At 58.0% G+C, this 19,667-nt stretch carries 18 protein-coding genes and 2 pseudogenes; 7 read left to right on the plus strand and 13 right to left on the minus strand.

Annotated features, from left to right (window positions below; translation table 11 throughout):
* A partial coding sequence (locus ACR65W_RS17995; RefSeq protein ID WP_434500825.1) for an aconitase family protein occupies positions 1 to 1,201 on the plus strand: 1,201 nt, incomplete at its 5' end.
* A gap of 288 nt (positions 1,202 to 1,489) precedes the next feature.
* Here the strand turns inward: ACR65W_RS17995 and ACR65W_RS18000 are convergent.
* From ACR65W_RS18000 to ACR65W_RS18040, 9 genes and pseudogenes are all read right to left on the minus strand, one after another.
* Positions 1,490 to 1,699: a hypothetical protein gene (locus ACR65W_RS18000; protein WP_434502986.1), complete on the minus strand. Its 210-nt coding sequence runs from the start codon at positions 1,697 to 1,699 to the stop codon at positions 1,490 to 1,492.
* Positions 1,700 to 2,008: 309 nt separating this feature from the next.
* On the minus strand, positions 2,009 to 2,623 hold the full coding sequence (locus ACR65W_RS18005) for a patatin-like phospholipase family protein (protein WP_281432848.1): 615 nt from the start codon (positions 2,621 to 2,623) through the stop codon (positions 2,009 to 2,011).
* An 88-nt stretch (positions 2,624 to 2,711) separates the two neighbouring features.
* Positions 2,712 to 2,819, minus strand: a pseudogene (locus ACR65W_RS18010) (Patatin); the annotation flags it as partial.
* A gap of 117 nt (positions 2,820 to 2,936) precedes the next feature.
* Positions 2,937 to 5,552: a PAS domain S-box protein gene (locus ACR65W_RS18015; RefSeq protein WP_348644209.1), complete on the minus strand. Its 2,616-nt coding sequence runs from the start codon at positions 5,550 to 5,552 to the stop codon at positions 2,937 to 2,939.
* A 59-nt stretch (positions 5,553 to 5,611) separates the two neighbouring features.
* The gene (locus tag ACR65W_RS18020; protein ID WP_348644210.1) at positions 5,612 to 6,583 is read right to left on the minus strand and encodes a hypothetical protein; all 972 of its coding nucleotides are present in this window, start codon (positions 6,581 to 6,583) and stop codon (positions 5,612 to 5,614) included.
* Positions 6,516 to 6,893, minus strand: coding sequence for a hypothetical protein (locus ACR65W_RS18025; protein WP_348644211.1), 378 nt, complete (start codon positions 6,891 to 6,893; stop codon positions 6,516 to 6,518). The genes ACR65W_RS18020 and ACR65W_RS18025 overlap by 68 nt, the downstream gene beginning before the upstream one ends.
* The gene (locus ACR65W_RS18030) at positions 6,784 to 8,946 is read right to left on the minus strand and encodes an NAD-glutamate dehydrogenase domain-containing protein (RefSeq protein ID WP_246720561.1); all 2,163 of its coding nucleotides are present in this window, start codon (positions 8,944 to 8,946) and stop codon (positions 6,784 to 6,786) included. Before ACR65W_RS18030 ends, ACR65W_RS18025 begins: the two co-directional genes overlap by 110 nt.
* A gap of 77 nt (positions 8,947 to 9,023) precedes the next feature.
* Entirely contained in the window at positions 9,024 to 9,449 is a 426-nt protein-coding gene (locus ACR65W_RS18035) for an ATP-binding protein (protein ID WP_196399016.1), read from the minus strand.
* Between the two features lie 23 nt (positions 9,450 to 9,472).
* Positions 9,473 to 9,742, minus strand: a pseudogene (locus tag ACR65W_RS18040) (STAS domain-containing protein); the annotation flags it as partial.
* A 139-nt stretch (positions 9,743 to 9,881) separates the two neighbouring features.
* On the opposite strand from ACR65W_RS18040, the gene ACR65W_RS18045 reads away from it, so the two are divergent.
* Positions 9,882 to 10,160 (plus strand): PsiF family protein, encoded by a 279-nt coding sequence (locus tag ACR65W_RS18045; RefSeq protein WP_196399018.1) that lies wholly within the window; start codon positions 9,882 to 9,884, stop codon positions 10,158 to 10,160.
* A 49-nt stretch (positions 10,161 to 10,209) separates the two neighbouring features.
* Here ACR65W_RS18045 and ACR65W_RS18050 read toward each other — a convergent pair whose 3' ends face one another.
* The gene (locus ACR65W_RS18050; protein ID WP_170162625.1) at positions 10,210 to 10,374 is read right to left on the minus strand and encodes a hypothetical protein; all 165 of its coding nucleotides are present in this window, start codon (positions 10,372 to 10,374) and stop codon (positions 10,210 to 10,212) included.
* Positions 10,375 to 10,913: 539 nt separating this feature from the next.
* Between ACR65W_RS18050 and ACR65W_RS18055 the strand changes: the two genes are divergently transcribed.
* Both ACR65W_RS18055 and ACR65W_RS18060 read left to right on the plus strand, forming a co-directional pair.
* Complete coding sequence (locus ACR65W_RS18055; protein ID WP_175095907.1) at positions 10,914 to 11,483, plus strand: hypothetical protein; 570 nt, start codon at positions 10,914 to 10,916, stop codon at positions 11,481 to 11,483.
* Positions 11,484 to 11,573: 90 nt separating this feature from the next.
* Positions 11,574 to 11,768: a hypothetical protein gene (locus tag ACR65W_RS18060; RefSeq protein ID WP_175095906.1), complete on the plus strand. Its 195-nt coding sequence runs from the start codon at positions 11,574 to 11,576 to the stop codon at positions 11,766 to 11,768.
* Positions 11,769 to 11,916: 148 nt separating this feature from the next.
* On the opposite strand, the gene ACR65W_RS18065 is transcribed toward ACR65W_RS18060, so the two are convergent.
* Positions 11,917 to 12,285 (minus strand): CsbD family protein, encoded by a 369-nt coding sequence (locus ACR65W_RS18065; protein WP_175095905.1) that lies wholly within the window; start codon positions 12,283 to 12,285, stop codon positions 11,917 to 11,919.
* Between the two features lie 100 nt (positions 12,286 to 12,385).
* Here ACR65W_RS18065 and ACR65W_RS18070 point away from each other — a divergent pair, with 100 nt between their 5' ends.
* A complete protein-coding gene (locus ACR65W_RS18070; RefSeq protein ID WP_196399019.1) occupies positions 12,386 to 12,895 on the plus strand; it encodes a hypothetical protein in 510 nt (169 codons plus the stop codon).
* Positions 12,896 to 13,647: 752 nt separating this feature from the next.
* Here the strand turns inward: ACR65W_RS18070 and ACR65W_RS18075 are convergent.
* Positions 13,648 to 14,007 carry a hypothetical protein gene (locus ACR65W_RS18075; RefSeq protein ID WP_175095903.1) on the minus strand — a complete coding sequence of 120 codons (360 nt, stop codon included), beginning with the start codon at positions 14,005 to 14,007 and terminating at the stop codon, positions 13,648 to 13,650.
* A gap of 848 nt (positions 14,008 to 14,855) precedes the next feature.
* Between ACR65W_RS18075 and ACR65W_RS18080 the strand changes: the two genes are divergently transcribed.
* Positions 14,856 to 16,625 (plus strand): cation:proton antiporter domain-containing protein, encoded by a 1,770-nt coding sequence (locus ACR65W_RS18080; protein ID WP_175095902.1) that lies wholly within the window; start codon positions 14,856 to 14,858, stop codon positions 16,623 to 16,625.
* Positions 16,626 to 16,827: 202 nt separating this feature from the next.
* On the opposite strand, the gene ACR65W_RS18085 is transcribed toward ACR65W_RS18080, so the two are convergent.
* A complete protein-coding gene (locus tag ACR65W_RS18085) occupies positions 16,828 to 17,955 on the minus strand; it encodes a two-component system sensor histidine kinase NtrB (RefSeq protein ID WP_175095901.1) in 1,128 nt (375 codons plus the stop codon).
* Between the two features lie 971 nt (positions 17,956 to 18,926).
* On the opposite strand from ACR65W_RS18085, the gene ACR65W_RS18090 reads away from it, so the two are divergent.
* Positions 18,927 to 19,451: a hypothetical protein gene (locus ACR65W_RS18090; RefSeq protein WP_175095900.1), complete on the plus strand. Its 525-nt coding sequence runs from the start codon at positions 18,927 to 18,929 to the stop codon at positions 19,449 to 19,451.
* The last annotated feature ends 216 nt before the right edge of the window (positions 19,452 to 19,667 follow it).

The raw sequence follows: 19,667 nt of genomic DNA on the forward strand, positions 1-19,667 counted from the left end.
GCTCATCGCTAAGCCGTCGAGTCCTGGCAAGGTCGTCGCCGTACGGGAAGTTCAAGGCGAAGAGATCGCTCAATCCTACATCGGCTCTTCCGCCAATCCGGGGTGGCGGGACTTTGCCATCGCCGCGGAAATCGTCCGGGGGCGAACGGTCCCGCCCGGCATCTCCTTCGATGTGAATCCGACGTCGCGGCAAGTGCTGCAGATGCTGATCAATGATGGGCGGCTTGGCGCGCTTGTCGCCGCCGGCGCCCGAATTCACCAGACCGGATGCAATGGCTGCATCGGCATGGGGCAAGCTCCGGCGATCGGACGGAATTCGCTTCGCACGACGCCGCGCAATTTCCCGGGACGTTCGGGAACCGAAGAAGATTCGGTGTTCCTGTGTTCTCCGGAAACGGCGGCTGCATCCGCTCTCGTCGGCAAGATCATCGATCCGAGGACGCTGGGCATTGCCTATCCGAAACTCTCGCAACCAGCGATCCCGTGTTTGCCACCCTCACTGCTCGAGCCGCCGCTTCCGATCGAGCAAGCGAGAGAAGTCACATTGGTAAAGGGGTCGAACATCAAATCGCTGCCGGAATTAGATCCGCTTCCCGATGAATTGGAGCTGCCTGTGCTTCTCAAGATGGGAGACGACGTCTCGACCGACGAAATTATGCCGGCGGGAGCGAAGGCATTGCCTTATCGTTCCAATCTCCAGAAGATCGCTGACTTTTCATTCGAACGCGTCGACCCGACCTATGTCGATCGCGCGAGGGCCACCGGTCAAAAGGCGGGACATGCCGTCGTCGCCGGCAAGAACTACGGTCAGGGCTCCTCTCGCGAGCATGCCGCCGCGGCGCCGCGCTATCTCGGCCTCAGGATCGTGATTGCGAAGAGCTTCGCCCGAATCCATCGGCAAAACCTCATCAACTATGGAATTCTTCCGCTCCTTTTCGTCGAGTCGACGGACTATGATCGGTTGGAGGCGAACGATACGCTCCAGATCCCGGATTTGCGCCAGAAGCTCGAAAGCAGCGGGAAAATCGTGTTGCAATCCGCGAACGTCACAATAGAGACGCAACACGGTCTGACGTCCGATCAAATCGAGATCATTCTCGCTGGCGGCGTCGTCAACCACCGTCGAAACGGCAGGCGCAAGGGAAGCTGGTACGACGCGCTGACGTCGAGATCGTCGATCAACGCCGAACACGATATCTGACGAACCGATGATCGTGTAAAGCGACAAACGGCGGTTCTATGCTGTCTTGCGCTTGCGCCGGATTCGATCGTCTCCTCATCTCCATCCATAAGCTCCACGCGCCAAGCCAGTTTCTGCATAGCCGGCGCGCGCTCGACGATTGTGGAGCGGAATCGTCCTACCTTCGGCACAACGCAATGATGACTTTGGCTCTCTTGTCCGACTTCGGCGTCGTGTTGGGGCGCGCGAGCACGTTGATCGTCGAGCCGTGTCTGATATCGCGCTGATCGTCCAGAACGCTTTTGGCGTTCACGTCTCGACGGGAAAGTCGCCTTGGGCGGCGCTTGGCTGGTGCCGCATTTCGGTAAATGCGGCATTTCCGAGGACATTGGGCGCAAACAGGGCTTCAGACCGATCGTCTGTTGCGACAACAGGCTCCTTGGGCCGGTTTTCCGGTCGCCGCTCCGGCATGGGCCGATCTATCGCCTTTTTTTGACGAAATACGTCGGCGGCCGCCATCTCATCGGTGATATTGCGCAAGCCTTTGGATAACCCTATGAGCGCGACGCTTGGCGTCTGAATCTCTATTTTGCGCGGGATATCACCGTCATTGTCGATCGAATGGACGACCGTCGTAGATTAGCGTTCTGTGCGGCGAACCCGCAAAATTTGCTACTCCCAGCCTTTTCCGACTCCCATGCTCATGGCCTGCAATGAGTCGGCCAATTCGATCCTTTTGCGTTCGACTGCATCCTCACCTTCCCGGCCTCCTTCGCGCGATCGAACTCCAGCAGCCCGATATGGCCGACGCGCGGCGTGATATGCACGTCAGGCAGGTCTCCCGCCAAGCGTGAACGCGTCAGGCGATCCTGCATGATGCCTAAAGACGTCGACATCACGCCGAACAAGCTCGGTCGGTCTCTCTCCTGCTGAAAAATTCCACGCGTTAGCCCGGTCGGAAGCGCGGCGTTCGAGATATTGGTGATGCCTTGCGTAAGCGTTAGCGGAACGAACCCAAATGCGGTCCGAACATTCGCCGCGGTGCTGCGCGATTTGCCAATGATGTCGGTGTTGAGATTTGATCGCAATGACCATATCCGCGCCCAACGCGCGACAAGCCGCGACAGGCAAGGGGTCGACCAGCGCGCCGTCTGCAAGCAAGCGGCTCTCGATTTCCGTGGGCGGCAACAATCCGGGCAAGGCTAAGGACGCGTGCACCGCGTCGGCGAGGTCGCCCTGCCGCAACCATATTTCATGTCCGGTCACCAAATCGGTTGCGACAGCGACAAAGGGAATCCGCAAATCTTCAATGCGGCGCGAACCGAGAAATCGTCGTATTTCGGTGACGATTCTGTTTCCGCTGAGCAGTCCGCCGCGGCCAAAATGCAAATCGAGGTAACTCAAGATGTTCCGCTTGTTTAGCGACAGCGCCCAGCTTTCCAATTCGTCGAGTTGTCGTGTGAGATAGCATGCGCCGACGCGCGCCCGCTGAACAGCCTGCCATGATGTCGAATCCGATTCCAAGGCGCGACAAGGCGTGTATCACCCCAATATGCGCCCAGCCTCTCGCCACGCCGCTGCTCAAGGCAAGTCCGACCTTGCGGCGCTGGGACGGGTTTATGGAGTCAGCGATCGCCACGGAACGGCCCCCATGGAACCGGTGTCGAGCCCCCCGCCGCTCGGCGTCTCCTCGTACCGCGTTTGCCGGAGCCCAGAATCCGTTCAATATAGGGGCGAAGTTGGCGGAATCTATTGTTCACGAAATCTCCATGATCACCATCGCGATATCGTCGCTTCGAGGCGCGTCGCCGCAAAACTCGCGCATATCGGCCAGCACTTCGGTGATCAGCGTTTCTGGCGCAAGATCACGGTGCGCCCTGAACGCCTCGCATAGGCGATCGACGCCAAAGAAATCGCCACGGCGATTTTGGGCCTCCGTGACTCCGTCGGTGTAGAATAGGAGCTTGTCGCCGGCGGAAAGTCCGATGCTACGCTCCTCGAAATCGACGGCGCGCTTCACGCCAAGCACCAGGCCATCCGCGTCCAATAAGGCGCAGGCGCTTTGGGACGACCGCAGCAACAACGGAGAATTGTGGCCGGCGTTAGCATATTTCAAGGTTCGGGTCTCGGACAGAAAACGGAAATAGAACATCGTGATGAACAATTCGGCCCGAGTGAGGTCGTGATGAAGTAGCTCATTCAAATCGCGCAAAACCTGCGCCGGGCCAGTTGGCGCGCCAATTGATCTGCGGGTTTCGGCTCGTAACGTGCTGCGCACTTCGGTCATGATGAGCGCCGCCCCGACGCTGTGACCGGAGACGTCGGCGATCACGACATCGACGCCGCCGGAATTGTCAAAATAGTCGAAATAGTCTCCGCCCACATGGGTTGCGGGTAGGCAAACGCCGGCCAGTTCGGCGCGGGGCAGGCGAAGTGGCGCGTCCGGCAGCAACGAAAGCTGAATATGCTTCGCGATCTCCAATTCATGCCGGCTCTCCTCCGCTTTGCGCCGTTCGGTGACGTCCGTCTGGATGCCGATATAATGCGTGATTGCGCCGGCGTCGTCCACGACCGGCGAGATCAGCAACTCGTTCCAAAAGGCGGAGCCGTCCTTTCGGTAGTTCTTCAGCGTAACTTCGCAGCTTTGTCCTTTGGAGATGGCGCGACGAATTTCATCGAGCGCCGCCGGATCGGTTTCGGGGCCTTGCAGCAGATTCATGCTGTGTCCGAGCAGCTCCTCGCGCGTATAGCCCGTGATGCGAGAAAGCGCCGGATTGACGTAAATATTGGGGTTTCCAGGAATTCGCGCATCGCAGATCACAATGCCGATGTGCACGGATTCGATCGCGCGATTGCGAACGCGCAGAGCGTCTTCGTACTGCTTTCGCGCTGTAATGTCATGGTCCACGCCACGCCATTTGATCAACTCGCCATTGGGGTCAAATATCGGGGAGCCAGTCGACTCGGTGTAGATGTCATGCCCGTCCTTGTGACGGTAATGATTGACGAGCCGGTGAAACGGATGACAATTTTCGGCCGAATAGGAAGGAAGCTCCGCCATCCAATGTTCGGGGGGCTCCCCTGCGAATAAGTCAAGATAGCTTTTTCCCAGGATCTCTTCCGGCTCCAACCCGAGAATGTCTCGCACCGCGACGCTGCTATAGATGTAGCGGCCCCGCGGGTCCTGTTCCCAAAGCCATTCGCCGGCCATCTCCGCGACATGTCGGAAACGTTGTTCGCTTTCGGCGAGCGCCTCCTTATCCTGCTTTTGTTGCGTGACGTCCTCCTGAATCGCCAAGAAGTGGGTGATTTCGCCCCGAGCGTCGCGCAAAGGCGTAATCGTTTCCTGCGCCCAATAGAGTTCGCCGCTCTTCTTCCGATCCTGGATTTTTCCGCGCCATTCGCTGCCGCCGCAAATGGTTTCCCAGGGACGGCGATATTGCTCGCTCGCCTTATGATTCGATTGCAGCAGACGTGGATTCTGGCCGATCAGTTCGTCAGCTTCGTACCCCGTCAAATGGACGAAACGGTTGTTCACATATTCAATACGCCCTTCCTTGTTCGAAATCATCACAGCGGCGGGGCTCTGCTCCACTGCCGCCGAAAGGGTTATAAGCCGCTCCTCGACGCGCTTTAGCCTGGTCAGATCGTGAGTGACCCCGACGAAGTATCGTTTCCCCTCCAACCAGATCTCGCCAATGGATAAATACATTGGGAAGGTCGAGCCGTCCTTGCGCCGTCCGGAGACCTCCCGGCCTATGCCGATGATCTTCTTGACGCCGGTTTCGCGATACGTTGAAAGGTAGCCGTCGTGAGCGTCGCGATATGGCGCAGGCATCAGCAACTTGACGTTGGCGCCGAGCGCCTCCTCCGCGCGATAGCCGAAGAGCGTCTCGGCTCCCGCGCTGAACAATTGAATTTTGCCGCCTTCGTCGATGACGACAAGGCCATCGACCATCCTACCGAAGATGGCTTCGAGCTTTACCTTGATGTCGCGCAGCGCGACGTCTTCGCTTGGCGTGGATTCAGGGGGGCGAAGCTTCAACAGAGCCCCTGTGGCGCTATTCCCAAGCGGATAGGCCGCACAGACGGCGTCGACCTTGCTTCCATCCTTGCGACGAAATCGAATGTCCAACCCCGCGCCCGACGGCGTTGATGGGTCCAGCGCCGGCGCGGCCGGACGCGTATCGTCCTTTCTGCTCGAGATTTCGAGCTTCGGGACCAACCGATGGCCGATCAACTCTTTTTCCGCGTAACCAGTCAACCGTTCAGCCGCGCCATTCATCGCGCGCAGCGCGCCGGCCTCGTCCAGCAGGCAGAGGCCTTCGTCAAATGCATCGAGGATCGAGCGTGCAGGCGGGTTTTTGATCACGGCGCCAACTCCTTTGCATCGTGCAACGCCGAGCGCGTTGTTGGCTCTGTCTCCATCATCTAGGCTGCCGCGCGGGCGTCGCACACCGCGCTGCTCGCATCGATCAGCGTGTCGAGTTCGGCGCCGAAGGCCGCGAAGGCCGCGAGCGTCGGCATGGCCGCCTCGATCAATTCGGCGCGCGATCGCTGAAGCTTGGCCAAATGAGACTCGAACCCAAGACGTCGGAAGAACGCCGGCGGTTCTCGCAAACCCATTCGCAACTCGAACGACGCTACGCGCGCCGGCGCCCCGCGAAACCGGTCGTCGAGCGCGGTCTGCAACCGTCGCTCCCAGGCGTTCCGCGCCTTAACTTCGGCCAGAAGCGTTGCGATCTGACGCAGTCCAAACAGAACGACCGCGTCGTCGTAAAGCTCGGCCGCAACCCGGATGTCCTGCCCCGCGGACTGAGACAGCTCCACCAGAATCGGAAAGTCGCGCAGCCTGTTCAAGAACAATTGCCGCGAGACCTCGGGAGCAGTCGAACCCAAAATCGCGAACTCCGCGCTTTCGCTGAAGTGATCAAGATAGTCTCGCAGATATCCGCGCCATTCGGCGATTTCGTCCTTGCGTGGTTGGAGGCGTCGGCCACACTGCAATGCCCAGCGGCACAGGTACGCCAGGGCGTTCTCGAGCTGCAGGAGATATTCATACTGACGGCTGGTCGTCATTTTGCCGTCCAGGGCGCGCACGGCGTCGCGCCATCGATCGCCCTCTAAAATCTGGTCGAAGGCCAAATAAAGCCCAACCGCGTCAATGAGCAGGTCTGGAACCAGCCCTTCGCTGCAAAGGAGAAAGCAGCCGCCTGCTTGATCGATCACCTTGTTGCAAATCATCGTCGCGGCGATCCCTCGCGCGAGCGGATGATCCTTCAAGTGATCCGCGTAGCGCGAGCGCACCACCTCCGGAAAATAACCGGCGAGAAGATCATTGGCCCATTCCCCTTGTAAAAAGCTTGCGGCCTCGAGCAGAGTCCGCTTCAGCCAACTTCGAATAGGCCGTCAGCAAGGCGAGCTCCGGCCTTGTCAGTCGCTTTCCGGCGCGAGCCAAGACATCCTTGCGCGACGGAAAGGCGTGGAGCGTTCGATCCAATAGCCCCACGTTCTCGAGTTGATCGGCGAGATCCATGAACGGTCCGATATCTTCGAGACTACGCTCGCTGTCCAACGACAGGCACAGGCTCTGCCGATAATTGTCATTCAGCACGGATGTGCAGACATCGTCGGTGAGCGCATTGAGAAGTTGATTTCGATCCTTGTCGCCAAGGACATCGGGTCGGCCGACAAGAGGCGAGCGCAGGAGAATCTTGAGATTGACCTCGTGATCCGAGAGGTCGACCCCGGCGGAAATTGTCCACCGCGTCGGTGTTGATGCGACCGCCGTTCAGGGCATATTCAACGCGCGCGCGTTGAGTGAAGGCAAGGTTCGCGCCCTCCCCAACGACCTTGGCGCGAAGCTGGATCGCGTCAACGCGCGCGCCGTCATTGGCGCGGTCGCCGACGCTCTCGTTGGTTTCGGAGCTCGCCTTGACATAGGAGCCGACGCCACCCATCCATAACAGGTCCACGGGCGCGGTTAACAGGAGGCGGATGAGGCCTTCCCCGTCGATCGAGGGATGTCGTACGCCAAGCCACGCTCGCACCTCGGTGCTCAGTGGAATGTCCTTGTCGTCTCGCCGAAACACCCCTCCGCCCCCGGAAATGAGCTCCGGATTGTAATCCAGCCAGGTGGAATTCGGCGTGTCGAACAAGCGGCGGCGCTCCGCTAAGGAAGGCAGCGGGTCGGGACTGGGGTCGATAAATATATGCCGCGAACTGAATGCCGCGAGCAGGCGAATATTGTTCGTTTGCAACATTCCGTTGCCGAAAACATCGCCATCCATCGAGCCGACGCCGACGACGGTGAACGCTTGCTCGTCGATGTCGCGTGCCAATTCGTGGAAATGCCGTTTCACGCAGACCCAGGCGCCGCGGGCGGTGATGCCGAGTCTTTTATGGTGAAACCCATTCGATCCGCCGGTCGCGAAGGCGTCTCCAAGCCAGAAGCCATACGACTGCGCGATTTCGTTGGCGTGATCCAACCATGTCGCGGTCCCCTTGTCGGCGGCGACGACAAGATAGGGATCGGCGTCGTCATAGCAAACGAGTTCGGGCGAATGCGTCGCTCGCGAGTTCTCCAAATTGTCGGTCAGATCCAGCAATCCTCGAATGAAATCACCGTAGGCCGCCTTCGCGAGGCTCTCGCGCTGTTTGGGGTCCGCGCAAGGGCGCTTGAGGACAAACCCGCCTTTGGCGCCCTGAGGAGCGATCAAGGCGTTCTTGACCATTTGCGTTTCCATTGGATCGAGAATCTCACCACGCAAATCGTCCGGGCGATCCGACCAGCGAACGCCTCCGCGCGCCACTTTGGCGCCGCGCAAATACACGCCTTCCATCAAGCGCGAGTGGACGTAGATTTCCGTCATCGGCCTTGGGTTCGGCATGTTAATCACGCCAAGGCTATCGATTTTAATTGCAATGCCGCGATCGACCCGATCGCCACGGAAATAGAAATTCGTGCGCAGGGTGGCGTCGATAAGATTGAAGAGATCGCGCAAGATGCGATCATCATTTACGTCCGAGACTTTGTCGAGGCCGGCGATGAGTTGCAACCGGATTGATGTCAACGTGTCCAATTCAAGTTGAAAGGAGTTCTTCGCGACGCCGTTTGGTTCGAAGCGGGCCTCGAAATAGCGATGCAGCAGACGCGCGACCTCGACATTGTCCAGGAGCGCCTGGTAAACGCGGCCTCGTCCAAGACGGCCTCCAAGCTGGAGGTAATAATTGCAATAGGTCCGAAATAGATCGATCTCCCGCCAATCGAATCCCGCGAGCGAGGTCAGCCTGTTCAGAGCGTCGTCCTCCGCCTGGCCGGCGAGCAGGACGTCCAGCGCGCGCAGGAGTTGTTTGGCGGAGGCTTGGAGGACGCCGACGCCTTCATTCCCTGGCTCGACGAGGAAGCTGCGAATGAACCCTCGTTCGGCGTCGAGCGTTATTTTGAATTGGACCTGATCGACGACACGAAGTCCCAAATTTTGCAAGATCGGCAACAGCTCGTCGAGAGGGCGCTCCCTCATGCTGAAAATTCGGATCTCGTGGCGTGCGACGGCGCCGTCGGTCAGCCGACGCACATCGACGGCGTCGCGCCTACGATTCGCCGCTGCGCTCAGCAACAGCAAGTCGCGACCGGCGCGTTGCGCAGAGTTGAAAGGACGATAGTTCGCGGGGAATGCGCGCTCGATCGAATAGGGTGGCGGCTCCCGCTGCAATCTCCGGGCCGCGCGCTTGAGGAAATTTGAAAGATTCGTTTCCCAGTCCATGGTCGAATTGCGGTTGCGGCGTCGCCTTCCATCCGTTGTCGGCGTCGAGCAAGGCCCTAAGCCGTAACCGGTTCTGGTTATGTCAGCTTCTTGCGCATCTCGAGAACGTTGCCGGAGTCCGTGCTGTGGTACTCAACAGAATCCATTAAGGAGCGAATAAAGAAGATCCCGCGCCCACGTTCGCTCAAGTCATCGAAGTCGGGCGTCGGGACGGCCGCGAGATCGAAACCTTGTCCGTGGTCATAGACTCGAACCCAAAGATCGTTGTTTTCGATCGATAGGCATATTCTGACGGTCTCTTTTGTGCCGCTGCCGCCGCTAAATTCAATGGCGTTGGCCACCGCTTCGGTGAGAACGAGATTAAGGTGGTACGCCAAAGTGTCCTGGTCGCAATTTCGTGTGTCCAGCTCCTTGGCGATCTGTTCGGCGATGTTTCCAACCACTCGCAGGTAGCGCGTTTGGTTTGGGACAACGATATCCAAGTTCAGGATTGTCTCGGACATATCAGCCAGCCGGCCCCTCCGCCTTAACTGCCCAGCGCGTCCTGCAGGCCAGGGTAGATATCGAATACGCGGTGCAGCCTGGTGAGTTCCAACATCGACTTGACGCGAGGCTGCAGACCCGCCAGCGCAAATGCGCTCGAACGCAGGTTGGCGTTCTTATAACCGGACAACAGCGCTCCTAAACCCGAGCTGTCGATGAACTGGACCTGACCGAGATCGACGATGAGATTATGAGCGCCGTCTTCGAGAATCTTATGAATTCGGTCCTTCAACTCGTTGGAGTTGTGTGCGTCGAGTCGGCCTGCTCACGCTCGGAATATGGATCGGCCCGACTTGGGAAGGGATAGTGTTTGACGCCCTTGGGATGGCTTCTCTGGTCGCCCTTCTTTGGTTGTTCTAGCAGTGAAAACGCGCACCTTTGAGGAAGACAACATGTTGAAAAGGATTTTGGCCGCCGCGATCTTCGCCGCTGGCGTTTCCGCTGCGGCTTCCGCTCAAACGCCGCCTCCCGCTCCGGACTGCGCCGCCCGGGCTACCGAGAAGAAACTGCATGGCGCGGCGCTGAACAGCTTCATGAAAAAGTGCGAAAGGGACACCGCCGCTGCTTCCTGCGAAGCTGCCGCCGTCGAGAAAAAGTTGGCGGGCGCCGCCAAGACGAGCTTCACGAAGAAGTGCGTCAAGGACGCGACGGCGACGTCGAATGCTCAATAGCGCGCTGCGCGGGACCTCGGCGGCGACGCCGCTGCGAGCCGGCGGTTCATCAGGCGTGTTTCGCGAGACGGGCGGCGGCGCCAATCGTTGCCCCCAAGAATGCTCCCACTGCGCTTCCGATCACGCCGAACAGTGAACCAACCAAGGCGCCAACCGTTGCGCCGACTGCGGCCCCGGAAATGGCGGAAATCTCGCTCTCGGTGCGGGCTGTCATCGGTCATTCTCCCGGTTAATAAAAAGGGCGCAGTTGTCACAATCCCAGATCATAGGCGGGCGGCAATGGTAAGCAACCGCATGACGTCCGGGAATAAGCCGTCGTGACGCAGCTCGCAGCCCCGTTTGCCTCGGCGCGCTTCAGAACTATTTGGCCGGCGTCGCATCATAGTGACGTTTGCAGCGACCTCGCCCGCGGTTTCACAGCCGTGGGCCTTTTTTCAGGTTCACGCCCAGGGTCCCGCTGCTCAGACCTTGCAAATGGAGCGTCGCCGTTCGGACGTGCGCTTGCGAGGCTTTTTTGGCTTTATGTGGCCTTGGCGCTATCGTGCCGCCTACGTGCGGACGCTTCACGCAGCATCTGTCCTGGGAAGAGCTTTTCTCCGGGGCTCCGTTAGCGCTTGGCCTTGTCGAAGGCTTCAAGCGGGGGCATGCTGATATCTGAGACGCCGACCACAGGGCAAATGACCGCTCAGATGGGCAAGGGCGCACAAAGAGGCCGGCTTCGATTCAAGAGTACTGAGCTTCGGGAGAAACTCCATGGAATCGAATGAAACGACTGCGCTCGAACAGTCTCGCGAATTTACCGAAGTCGTAGGCCTGTTCGACTCGCTTGATAAGCTGCAGTCCGCCATTGACAATTTGATGACTCATGGATTCGATCGATCCGAAATCAGCCTGCTCACCGAAGACGCGAAGACGCGCGAAAAGGTTGGATCGAAACGCTCGGTCGAAATCGAGGACAGCGATGAAGCTCCTCGCATTTCCTACATCGAAGCCGAGTCGCTTAATGAAGGCAAAGCTGCGCTCATCGGCCTGCTCTTCTATGTTGGCGCCATTGCTGGCGCGATCGCCATTTGGACCATCTACGGCAGTTTCGCCGAGGCGATCGTTGCGGGCATTGGCGCTGGTATGGCCGCCAGCCTAGTTGGCGTGGGCGTCGGCGCATTCATTCGACGTCGTCAGCGCAATTGGGTGCAGGCGCAATTAGCGCGCGGCGGGCTGTTGCTGTGGGTGCGAACCCGGACCGAAGAACATGAACGCGCCGCCATGTCTGCCATGCAGAACAATGGAGGCCACGACGTGCATGTTCATAGGCTGGCGGCATAGGCCTGACGATCCAGACTGATCGCTGCTGACCCTGTTACACCTATGAAACTCAAATTCTCCGGCGGGTGAGGGGTATTTCTATCGACGCTCATGAACGCATTAACGCCGACAAAGCTCGTCGAATGTCCCTTTGAAGTCCGCGTCGACGAGGTCTTACACGACCGGTTCTATGATGTCCGCGACGCTGTCGCGGTCGCCAAGCAGGTCAAAGCGACGAAACGAGCGGCCGACGTCGTGGTCATAGACACACGGACCAAGAAATTGGTGATCAAGGTTGATGGCTGAGCGAATTTTCCCGTTGTGCGGCTGCGATGCGTGAAAAAGCCCAGTCGGCGACGACCGGGCTATGAAGAACCAAGGATTTGCCGGCCCATGTGGCGCCTGCGGATACGGGTCAGATAGACGCCGATGCCGGGAATGCAAGCTGACCGTGCTATTCTTTTTCATCGGCGTTTTTTGCTTCGCCTATAAACTTCTGCAAATCGCCTATGACTTGCTGCACGATTCCGGCCACAGCAAGCTCCGGAGAGCGCGTAGAGAGAGCTATGGCTAGCTTCGTCTTGCCCATTGCCTCATTTGCGTAGCCTCGCAATTGGTCCACTGAGCTGCACTGAGTAAGACAATCGAGGGCAACCGACACAGCGTCCTTCACTTGGTCAATTGCGTGCTGGATATTCTGCTGAACTTCAAGGCTTTCGGCCTCAAGCGGCGCTTTCGTCGAATCGGCCAGCGTGTCGATTCCCCGCTTGATCTCTCTGATCGATTGGCCAACGAGATCTTTCGTTGTCTCTGCATTTGACATCAGACTTATCCTCGTAGGGATGCTATTAGTTTTTTGGGGACGACGACCGCTCATCGCAAGCGGCTCGGCGTCGTGACATACACGTCCCGACAAGGATGGTTTGCTGCATCCGACTAAGCCGCCTGTAAATCCCCACAATGGTCGAGGCGCGTCGCATTCCCGCCCCGAGGATTGGAGCAGTTATGCGCAGGCCGCAGCGGCCGTTCGCCGATATCGGCTGGCCGGCGTCGGCTTTGTGCTTTCCGAAGATGATGGCTACACCGGCGTCGATCTCGACAAATGCCGTGACGTTAAGACCGGCCAGATCGAGCCGTGGGCGCAGGAGATTGTCAATCTCGCAGAGAACTATTCAGAGGTAAGCCCATCCGGCACCGGAATCTGCATGATTGCGCGCGGGAAGATCGAAAGCACGATCAAAAGCGATCCTGCGCACGTCGAGCTTTATCGCTCGCAGCGCTATCTCACGATCACCGGCGATCACGGTGTAGATTTGTCAACGTTTCCAGATCGAACTCCTGGGAACAAGTTGTTCAACAATCCCGGCGAGACCTCGAAGCTCTTAGGTGCATCGCGGCGCTTATGCGCTGGTGTGCCGAGCGCTCGATTCTGAGCGCGGGCACACGCTCGATGCGCCCAAGTGCGATCTGCGCGGCGAGCGCATTCCGACCTTCGCCGACGCAATCATAGAGTTAGCTGCACGGGCGCCGTGTCGCTCGTCGCCTCGTTCGCATCACCTAGGCGAAGCAGAGGGTGGACGCAGTTTCATTTACGTCGCCGCGCGTCGTCGATGATACCTTTCTGAGCCGGGTGCGCGAGAGAGCGAGTGTTACCTACGGACATGTTTCATTGCGCCGAGATCTAAGCCGGCGCCAAGGTTCATATTGCGTTGACTGTTTTGAGAACGTGTTGAATATGGCATCGAGACCGACGTGAAATGCCTTGCGCCAATCCGTGGATCGGATGCGCGCCGATAAACACTGCCGATCATGGCGGCCGATACCGGACTGAAAGCGTCTCAGCCAAGGCCGCCCCGCTGGTCAAAGGTAGCACTCAAAACAATCTGTACGTGGACGGTTTCGAAGGCGCGTATCAGCGCTCTGTAGGTCGGCAGTTCTCGCAGATGCTGTCGAAACCGCGTGGTTCATTTAACGACTCAACATTCCGTCTCACGGGCAGCGGCTCGTCATCGCTCAACATCGGCAGAGCCTTCGTGTTGAACGTCATCGGCCGCTCTCTACGGTGAAAGAAAGCCGGGGATGTAGCATCGTGAAACCGATTTATCACGAAATGCCGCGGACTGGCAGACCAACGCCGAGCGCGAACTCCCGAAAGAAATGGCGGCAAACGTCGGCGTCGCATCCATCAGGTTTTTTGGACGCCAGAGGTTGCTTGCTCAATCCACGCTTCAAGCTCTGCAAGTTTGGACTGCCATTTGGAATTGCCGCTCCAGGCCTTTTGCCACATAAGCAAATGACTTTCGGCTAAGCAAGCTCCAACCCATTCAGGTATTGCGTTTGCGGTATGACCAAGCTCTTGGCGCCGCAGTGCCGCTTCGAACGCCGTCGCCGAAATCGTCTCTTTCGAGTCGCACGATTCGCTTTTAGATGTGAGATCGCGAAATTCCCGAAGTGCAATCTGCTGTGAAGAGGGAGGAAGGTTTGCAAACGCGATCTTCGTCGCACGCAACTCGTTCATTAAGATAAAATCTTCGACGAATCCCATGTTGCACCTCTCACAACCTTCCTATCCACATGGACAGCCATTACTTCCCGCCCGAGGCGGGAATAACCCAGCCCCCGGAAGCGGCAGGCCTGTCTCGCCAAAGAGTGAAGCAAACTCTCGATACCGGGAGAAGATCAAACGCGACAAGTATCGCAAGTATGTATCCTACAGGGTTGGCAATGCAGGCTTTGCTCGCGTTCAGCGACGCCGGCAAGTTGACGAGCAGGCCCCTGAACGGCTACGGAAGTTCCAAAACACGTAACGATCATATGCAGGCGCTCGCTGCCGCGCGAGCCCGGAAGAAATATGCTCGCGCAAATTGAATTGGAGTGCGCGACTCGCGCGCCAGGCATTAGAAGCCTCGCTTGACGCATTCGATGAAAACCCGAATGTGCCTGCATTCCAGCTCGGCGAACGCAGACTTCGATCCTGCCGGCAAAGGCGGCCATTTTTTCGTTCAGCGCAGGTCGAGACGCAACGTCAGCGTTTGTGGCATATTAGAACGACGGTGATGGGCAGCGCCATAAAAATGCGAATGCCTAGGACTACGCTGAGATGCTGAGCATGACGCAGGCGCGTTCGCAGAAACGCGTGCGGTTCTGACCGATCGTTTTGCCTTGGAGCCGTGCCAGCATGGCCCGTCCTTGGAGCTTAACGATGGAGACTCCTGCGAGCAGCGGGTTGCCGGCCCCCTGGGGTCGAAAGTCGAAGGCTCGGTCATCGCCAATATTCTAGCGCTCGCAACTCTGGCCGCGCGCACTGAGATTGCCGATCGTTGAAGGCCCAATTGCGGTGTATGAAGCTTAAGGAGATTCGTAATCCTTCACCGTGCAACTCTGGGAGGTAATTTGGCTGCGACAATCAACATACCGGTCTATAGCGATGCTCTCGTCGTTCTAGGGACTGCCGGCGTCGTCGTTCCCTTGGTGCGCTATCTCGGGTTGAACCCGGTACTGGGTTATTTGGGAGCGGGCGCGCTCCTTGGTCCGCTCGGGCTGGGTTCATTCATCGACAAGCTGCCGTTTCTCTACTGGTTCACCGTCGTCGATGCAAAAAATGTTAGCGGCATCGCCGAACTTGGCGTCGTTTTTCTTTTGTTTCTTATCGGATTGGAGCTTTCCTACGATCGGTTGCTTTCAATGCGGCGACTCGTTTTCGGGCTTGGCGGATCGCAGGTCGTTATCACGTCGTGCTTGCTTTCCGTCATCATCGCCTGGACTGGACAGGCGCCATCGGTCGCCATCATCGTTGGAACCTGCCTCGCGCTATCCTCGACCGCGATCGTTCTTGAAATTCTTGCAGCACACGGCGAGCTGCCCACAGGGGCAGGCAGAGCAAGCTTTTCTATCCTGCTGGCGCAGGACCTGGCCGTGATTCCGATACTTATATTCGTTTCGATCCTCGGCTCGAACACTGAAGGTTCGCTTGCGGCGAACATTGGCATAACACTGGCCCATGCGGCGATGGCCATTGCGCTCATCGTTCTGGTTGGAAGAGTAGTGCTGCGACCTCTTTTCCGTCTTGTTGGATCCATCGAATCTCTTGAACTACTGACGGCGGCGGTTCTGTTCGTCATCATCGGCACGGGCGTGCTGGCCGCCGTCGAGGGCCTGTCCATGGCGCTTGGAGCATTCGTCGCGGGGCTCCTTCTGGCCGAGACCGAATATCGCAAGGCGGTCGAGGCCATCGTCGAGCCGTTCAAGGGCCTATTGCTTGGTATCTTCTTTTTTACGGTGGGGATGACCATTGATGTGCGGGAGATTGCACGCGATCCGCTCACCATCTTGGCAATCGTATGCAGCCTCATCGCCTTCAAGGCGGCGATCATCATTGGACTGTCGAAGGCATTCGGCCAATCGTGGCGCGTTGCTATCGAAACTGGATTCCTACTTGGCCCCGGCGGGGAATTTGCTTTTGTCGCTTTGGGGCTGGCGAAAAGCCTCGGGCTTATAACCCCTGCACTGTCATCGTTCGTTCTAGCTGTCACATCGCTTTCGATGATTCTCATTCCGGCGTTGTCCGCTGCCGCGCGACACATCAATTCTCGAATGGAACCGCTAAAGAAGATTGACCCGGCGCTCAACGTGGCGCCGCGCGAACAGTATAAGCATGCAATCGTCGTCGGTCATGGGCGCGTCGGCAAGGTCGTCACGTCCTTCCTGAAGGAACATAACATTCCCTATATCGCCACGGATAGAGATGCAGCCTCGGTGGCAGGAGACCGAACGAACGGGCATGAAGTGTACTTCGGAGACGCGACACATGCGGCATTTATGAAAGCATGCGGGATTATGGAAGCCGCGGCTGTCATTGTGACCATCGGTTCGGAATCGAGCGTAGACGCGATCGTTCTTGGCGTCCGAAAACTCAGGCCTGACGTCCTGATCGTCGCGCGCGCAAGAGATACCGAACATGCACGGCACCTCTATGCAATTGGAGTGACTGATGCCGTGCCCGAGACGGTCGAGGCCAGTCTTCAAATCTCGGAGGCTGCACTTGTAGGTTTAGGTATTCCAGTAGGATACGTTATCGCCTCCGTCCACGAAAAACGCGATCAGTTTCGCGCCGAACTACGCGACGCGGCAAAAGAGGATGTTCGGGAAGTGAGCCAAGAGTAACATCAGCGGGTGCGCAAGGCAAAAAAGAACGTCACCAATAGAATAACAAAATTGCTATGCTCGCCCAATCACGGCGCTGTCATAGAGGGCGTGCGCCACTCACGCGCTTCGTCCTCGTCTCTGTTGTGTTGCCTCGCCGACCCATTTATGCGGCCTCAATCAAACGCTGGTGCTGCCCTTTCGGTCGCTTTCGAGACAGGAGTTAGGTTTCCGCGAGCTTTTGATGTTGTTCCGCCAACGGCAATTCGAAGCTAAAGATCGTGCCGCCGCCAGGATTGGGCTCGACCCACAACCGTCCATGATGCGCGTTGATAATCGAGCGCGAGATAGACAAGCCAACGCCCAGCCCGTGCGGTTTCGTGGTCGTAAACTGTTCGAACAATTTGGCTTTGATCGCTTCCGAAATGCCTGGACCAGTATCAGCGACATCGACCCGAATCTCATTACCGTCGATCAGGCGCGTCGACACAACTAATTCGCGACTCTCGCAATTTTCCATCGCTTCGATGGCATTGCGCTTCAGATTGACGACGACCTGCTGGATTTGAACCCTGTTGATGAGCACCAGGTCATTTTGCGCATCCAGATTGACAGCTGTCGCGACGCCGCATTCTTTGGCGATGGAGTCGGTGAATTCACATGCGGTTCGGACGACTTCGTTTAAATGGTGGAGAGTCTTGATCGATTCGCCCCGCGCGATAAATTGGCGCAGACTGTCCACTATTTCTGAAACACGGAATACCTGCTTGGAGGCATTGTCCAAGACCTGCTCTATTTCTGTTAAATCCCCTTTCTTAAGGAGCCTGCTCGCAATATGGAGATAGGCGTTGATCCCAGAGAGGGGCTGTTTGAGTTCGTGGGCGAGTCCGACTGTCATATTCTCGATAATATCGAGACGGTCCGCGTGCAGATCATGCATTCGAGCTTCAAATCTGCGCCGCTCGCTTAAATCATGTATGAAGCCGACAAAGTAGCGTTCGCCCTCGGCTTCGACTGCGGCGACGCCAAGCTCCATCGGAAAGACCGACCCGTCCAGACGCTGTCCCTCGACCTGCCGGCCAATTCCGATAATCTTGGCTTCGCCGGTGCGGAGGTAATGGCTCAGGTAGTCATTATGCCGACTGCGATATGGCTCGGGCATCAGTATGCGAACGTTTTGCCCGATTACTTCGTCGGGCGTGTATCCAAACAATGCGACCGCAGCAGGATTAAATGACAGGATTGTTCCAGTCTTATCAATCGTGATGATGCCGTCCAAGGCGTTGTCCACGAGCGCGGCTAACAAAGGCTCGCGTACGTGAGCCTGAGACAACCTAGGGCTCGAGCGCATCAAACTGTATCGCTTTGGGATGAGGCCGCTCTTCTCGCGGCGGATTGGGGCAGTCTGTCCCTTTGATCTTTTACCACAGCGAAAATAGTGCGTCCAATTCCCGAGCTGTTCGTGCGCGAGAGTGATCAAGACAGCGCAGCTGCCTGCTGCTCGCCCCGCATTCCGGGGAAGCGACCAACGGGATGGTTTCATTTGCGGGTGCGATCACGCGTTGCACTGCCAATGTGCGACATGAGGCGTCATTCCCCTAATCGATGCGCCGCCTGGTGCGCCGAAAGGAGGCTTTGGAAGAATCTTGTCAACGAAGTGCGTCGGCGCGATTTGCGAGAAGCGGAGACGGTCTGTCGCGAGTGCCGCGCTTGCTGCTTCCGAATAATCGCCTTCTGGCATGGGAATGCCGTCAACGGGCCGTTCGATAATTGCAAGGCCTGTTACCGCCGCGCTGGCGTCGGCCGCGTCCCGAGCCATACAAACGCGGAAACCCCATGCGAAACCAAGCGGTGCTTGACTGCCTCAATTTCCTCATTCCCGACGTGCAAGGACGCGTTGGTCCGTTTCTCGCAATTTTCCTTTGGTCTAGCCAAGGATGGGGCCCCACGCATGTCGGCATTGTCATGACGATCGCGGGAATCGCAACCGTCGCAGCCCGCACACCAGCTGGAGCGCTCGTCGACTGGACCGTTTGGAAGCGCGCTCTGATTGGTGCCACCGCCAGCATCGTCGTCCTCGGGGGATATGCCTCATTCTTTTCCCCCTGTTCCGGCCAGCGGCGGCCGCGCAAACCCTGATTGGCGCCTGCGATGCGGTGTGTTCCCCCGGTGATCGCGGCAAGAAGCTTAGGCATCGTCCGCAGACAGGCGTTCACAAGACGGGTCGGCCGCAACGAAGCCTTCAACCATACAAGGGAAGCCTTCAACCATACAAGGAACGTATTCACAGCGATCATAGCGGAAGTCGCCGGCTAGCCGATCATGCCGGCCACCGTGCTGGGGCTCGTCGCGTTGCTTGGCGCCGCCAGCGCACTCGCGGTACTCGCCATCAATGCGAGGGAGATTGATCGTTCGTTGGCGCGTGGCTTGGACCACAACGATCGCGGCCACGAGTATCGAAAACGCCCGAGCGCATTGAGCGTGATTTTCGATTGCAAACCGCTGCTGACTTTTACGGCGGCGATCACCTTGTTCCATTTCGCCGATGCCGCCGAGCTACCGCTCGTTGGCGAGCGCCTGAGCCAAGGCCAAAAAGACTCAGGATCCCTATTCCATAACGGCCTGCATCATTGTGGCGCAGGCCGTTATGATACCGATGGCGATGCCGGTTGGAGACAAGAGCGACCTTGGGGCCGCAAGCTACTCTTTCTTCTCGGGCTCGTTATAGTGCAGGCAGGGCAATGCCGGGCGGATGGGGCGACTGCCGCTCTCGATCGCATTGCAGCTGGCAGATATCTCGGCTGTCGTCGCTCGCTGGATATCGTCTTCGGTGAAATCGACAGATAACCCTGAACGCATCGCCGATGAAACGATCTGCGCTATCTACTTCGACAACTATGATGAGGCTGGTGAGGCGGCGCGAGCGCGTATCCATGAGCGAGGCCAGTTCGCGCTTGGCGCTGCTGATGGGTAGAGCCACGAAAGCATAACGCCCTGCATCCCAGCGAGAGAGGGAGCGGAACATGGCCAAGATCGTATGCGTGCTGTACGACGATCCGGTTG

It is taken from the genome of Methylocystis sp., from assembly GCF_051062815.1.
Lineage (GTDB): Bacteria > Pseudomonadota > Alphaproteobacteria > Rhizobiales > Beijerinckiaceae > Methylocystis.

Excerpts from the sequence above, each read along its gene's own strand:
- ACR65W_RS18000 (WP_434502986.1), bottom strand. The coding sequence starts at position 1,699 with ATGGCGGCCGCCGACGTATTTCGTCAAAAAAAGGCGATAGATCGGCCC.
- ACR65W_RS18030 (WP_246720561.1), bottom strand. The coding sequence starts at position 8,946 with ATGGACTGGGAAACGAATCTTTCAAATTTCCTCAAGCGCGCGGCCCGG.
- ACR65W_RS18035 (WP_196399016.1), bottom strand. The coding sequence starts at position 9,449 with ATGTCCGAGACAATCCTGAACTTGGATATCGTTGTCCCAAACCAAACG.
- ACR65W_RS18045 (WP_196399018.1), top strand. The coding sequence starts at position 9,882 with ATGTTGAAAAGGATTTTGGCCGCCGCGATCTTCGCCGCTGGCGTTTCC.
- ACR65W_RS18050 (WP_170162625.1), bottom strand. The coding sequence starts at position 10,374 with ATGACAGCCCGCACCGAGAGCGAGATTTCCGCCATTTCCGGGGCCGCA.
- ACR65W_RS18055 (WP_175095907.1), top strand. The coding sequence starts at position 10,914 with ATGGAATCGAATGAAACGACTGCGCTCGAACAGTCTCGCGAATTTACC.
- ACR65W_RS18060 (WP_175095906.1), top strand. The coding sequence starts at position 11,574 with ATGAACGCATTAACGCCGACAAAGCTCGTCGAATGTCCCTTTGAAGTC.
- ACR65W_RS18065 (WP_175095905.1), bottom strand. The coding sequence starts at position 12,285 with ATGTCAAATGCAGAGACAACGAAAGATCTCGTTGGCCAATCGATCAGA.
- ACR65W_RS18075 (WP_175095903.1), bottom strand. The coding sequence starts at position 14,007 with ATGGGATTCGTCGAAGATTTTATCTTAATGAACGAGTTGCGTGCGACG.
- ACR65W_RS18085 (WP_175095901.1), bottom strand. The coding sequence starts at position 17,955 with ATGCGCTCGAGCCCTAGGTTGTCTCAGGCTCACGTACGCGAGCCTTTG.
- ACR65W_RS18090 (WP_175095900.1), top strand. The coding sequence starts at position 18,927 with ATGCCGGCCACCGTGCTGGGGCTCGTCGCGTTGCTTGGCGCCGCCAGC.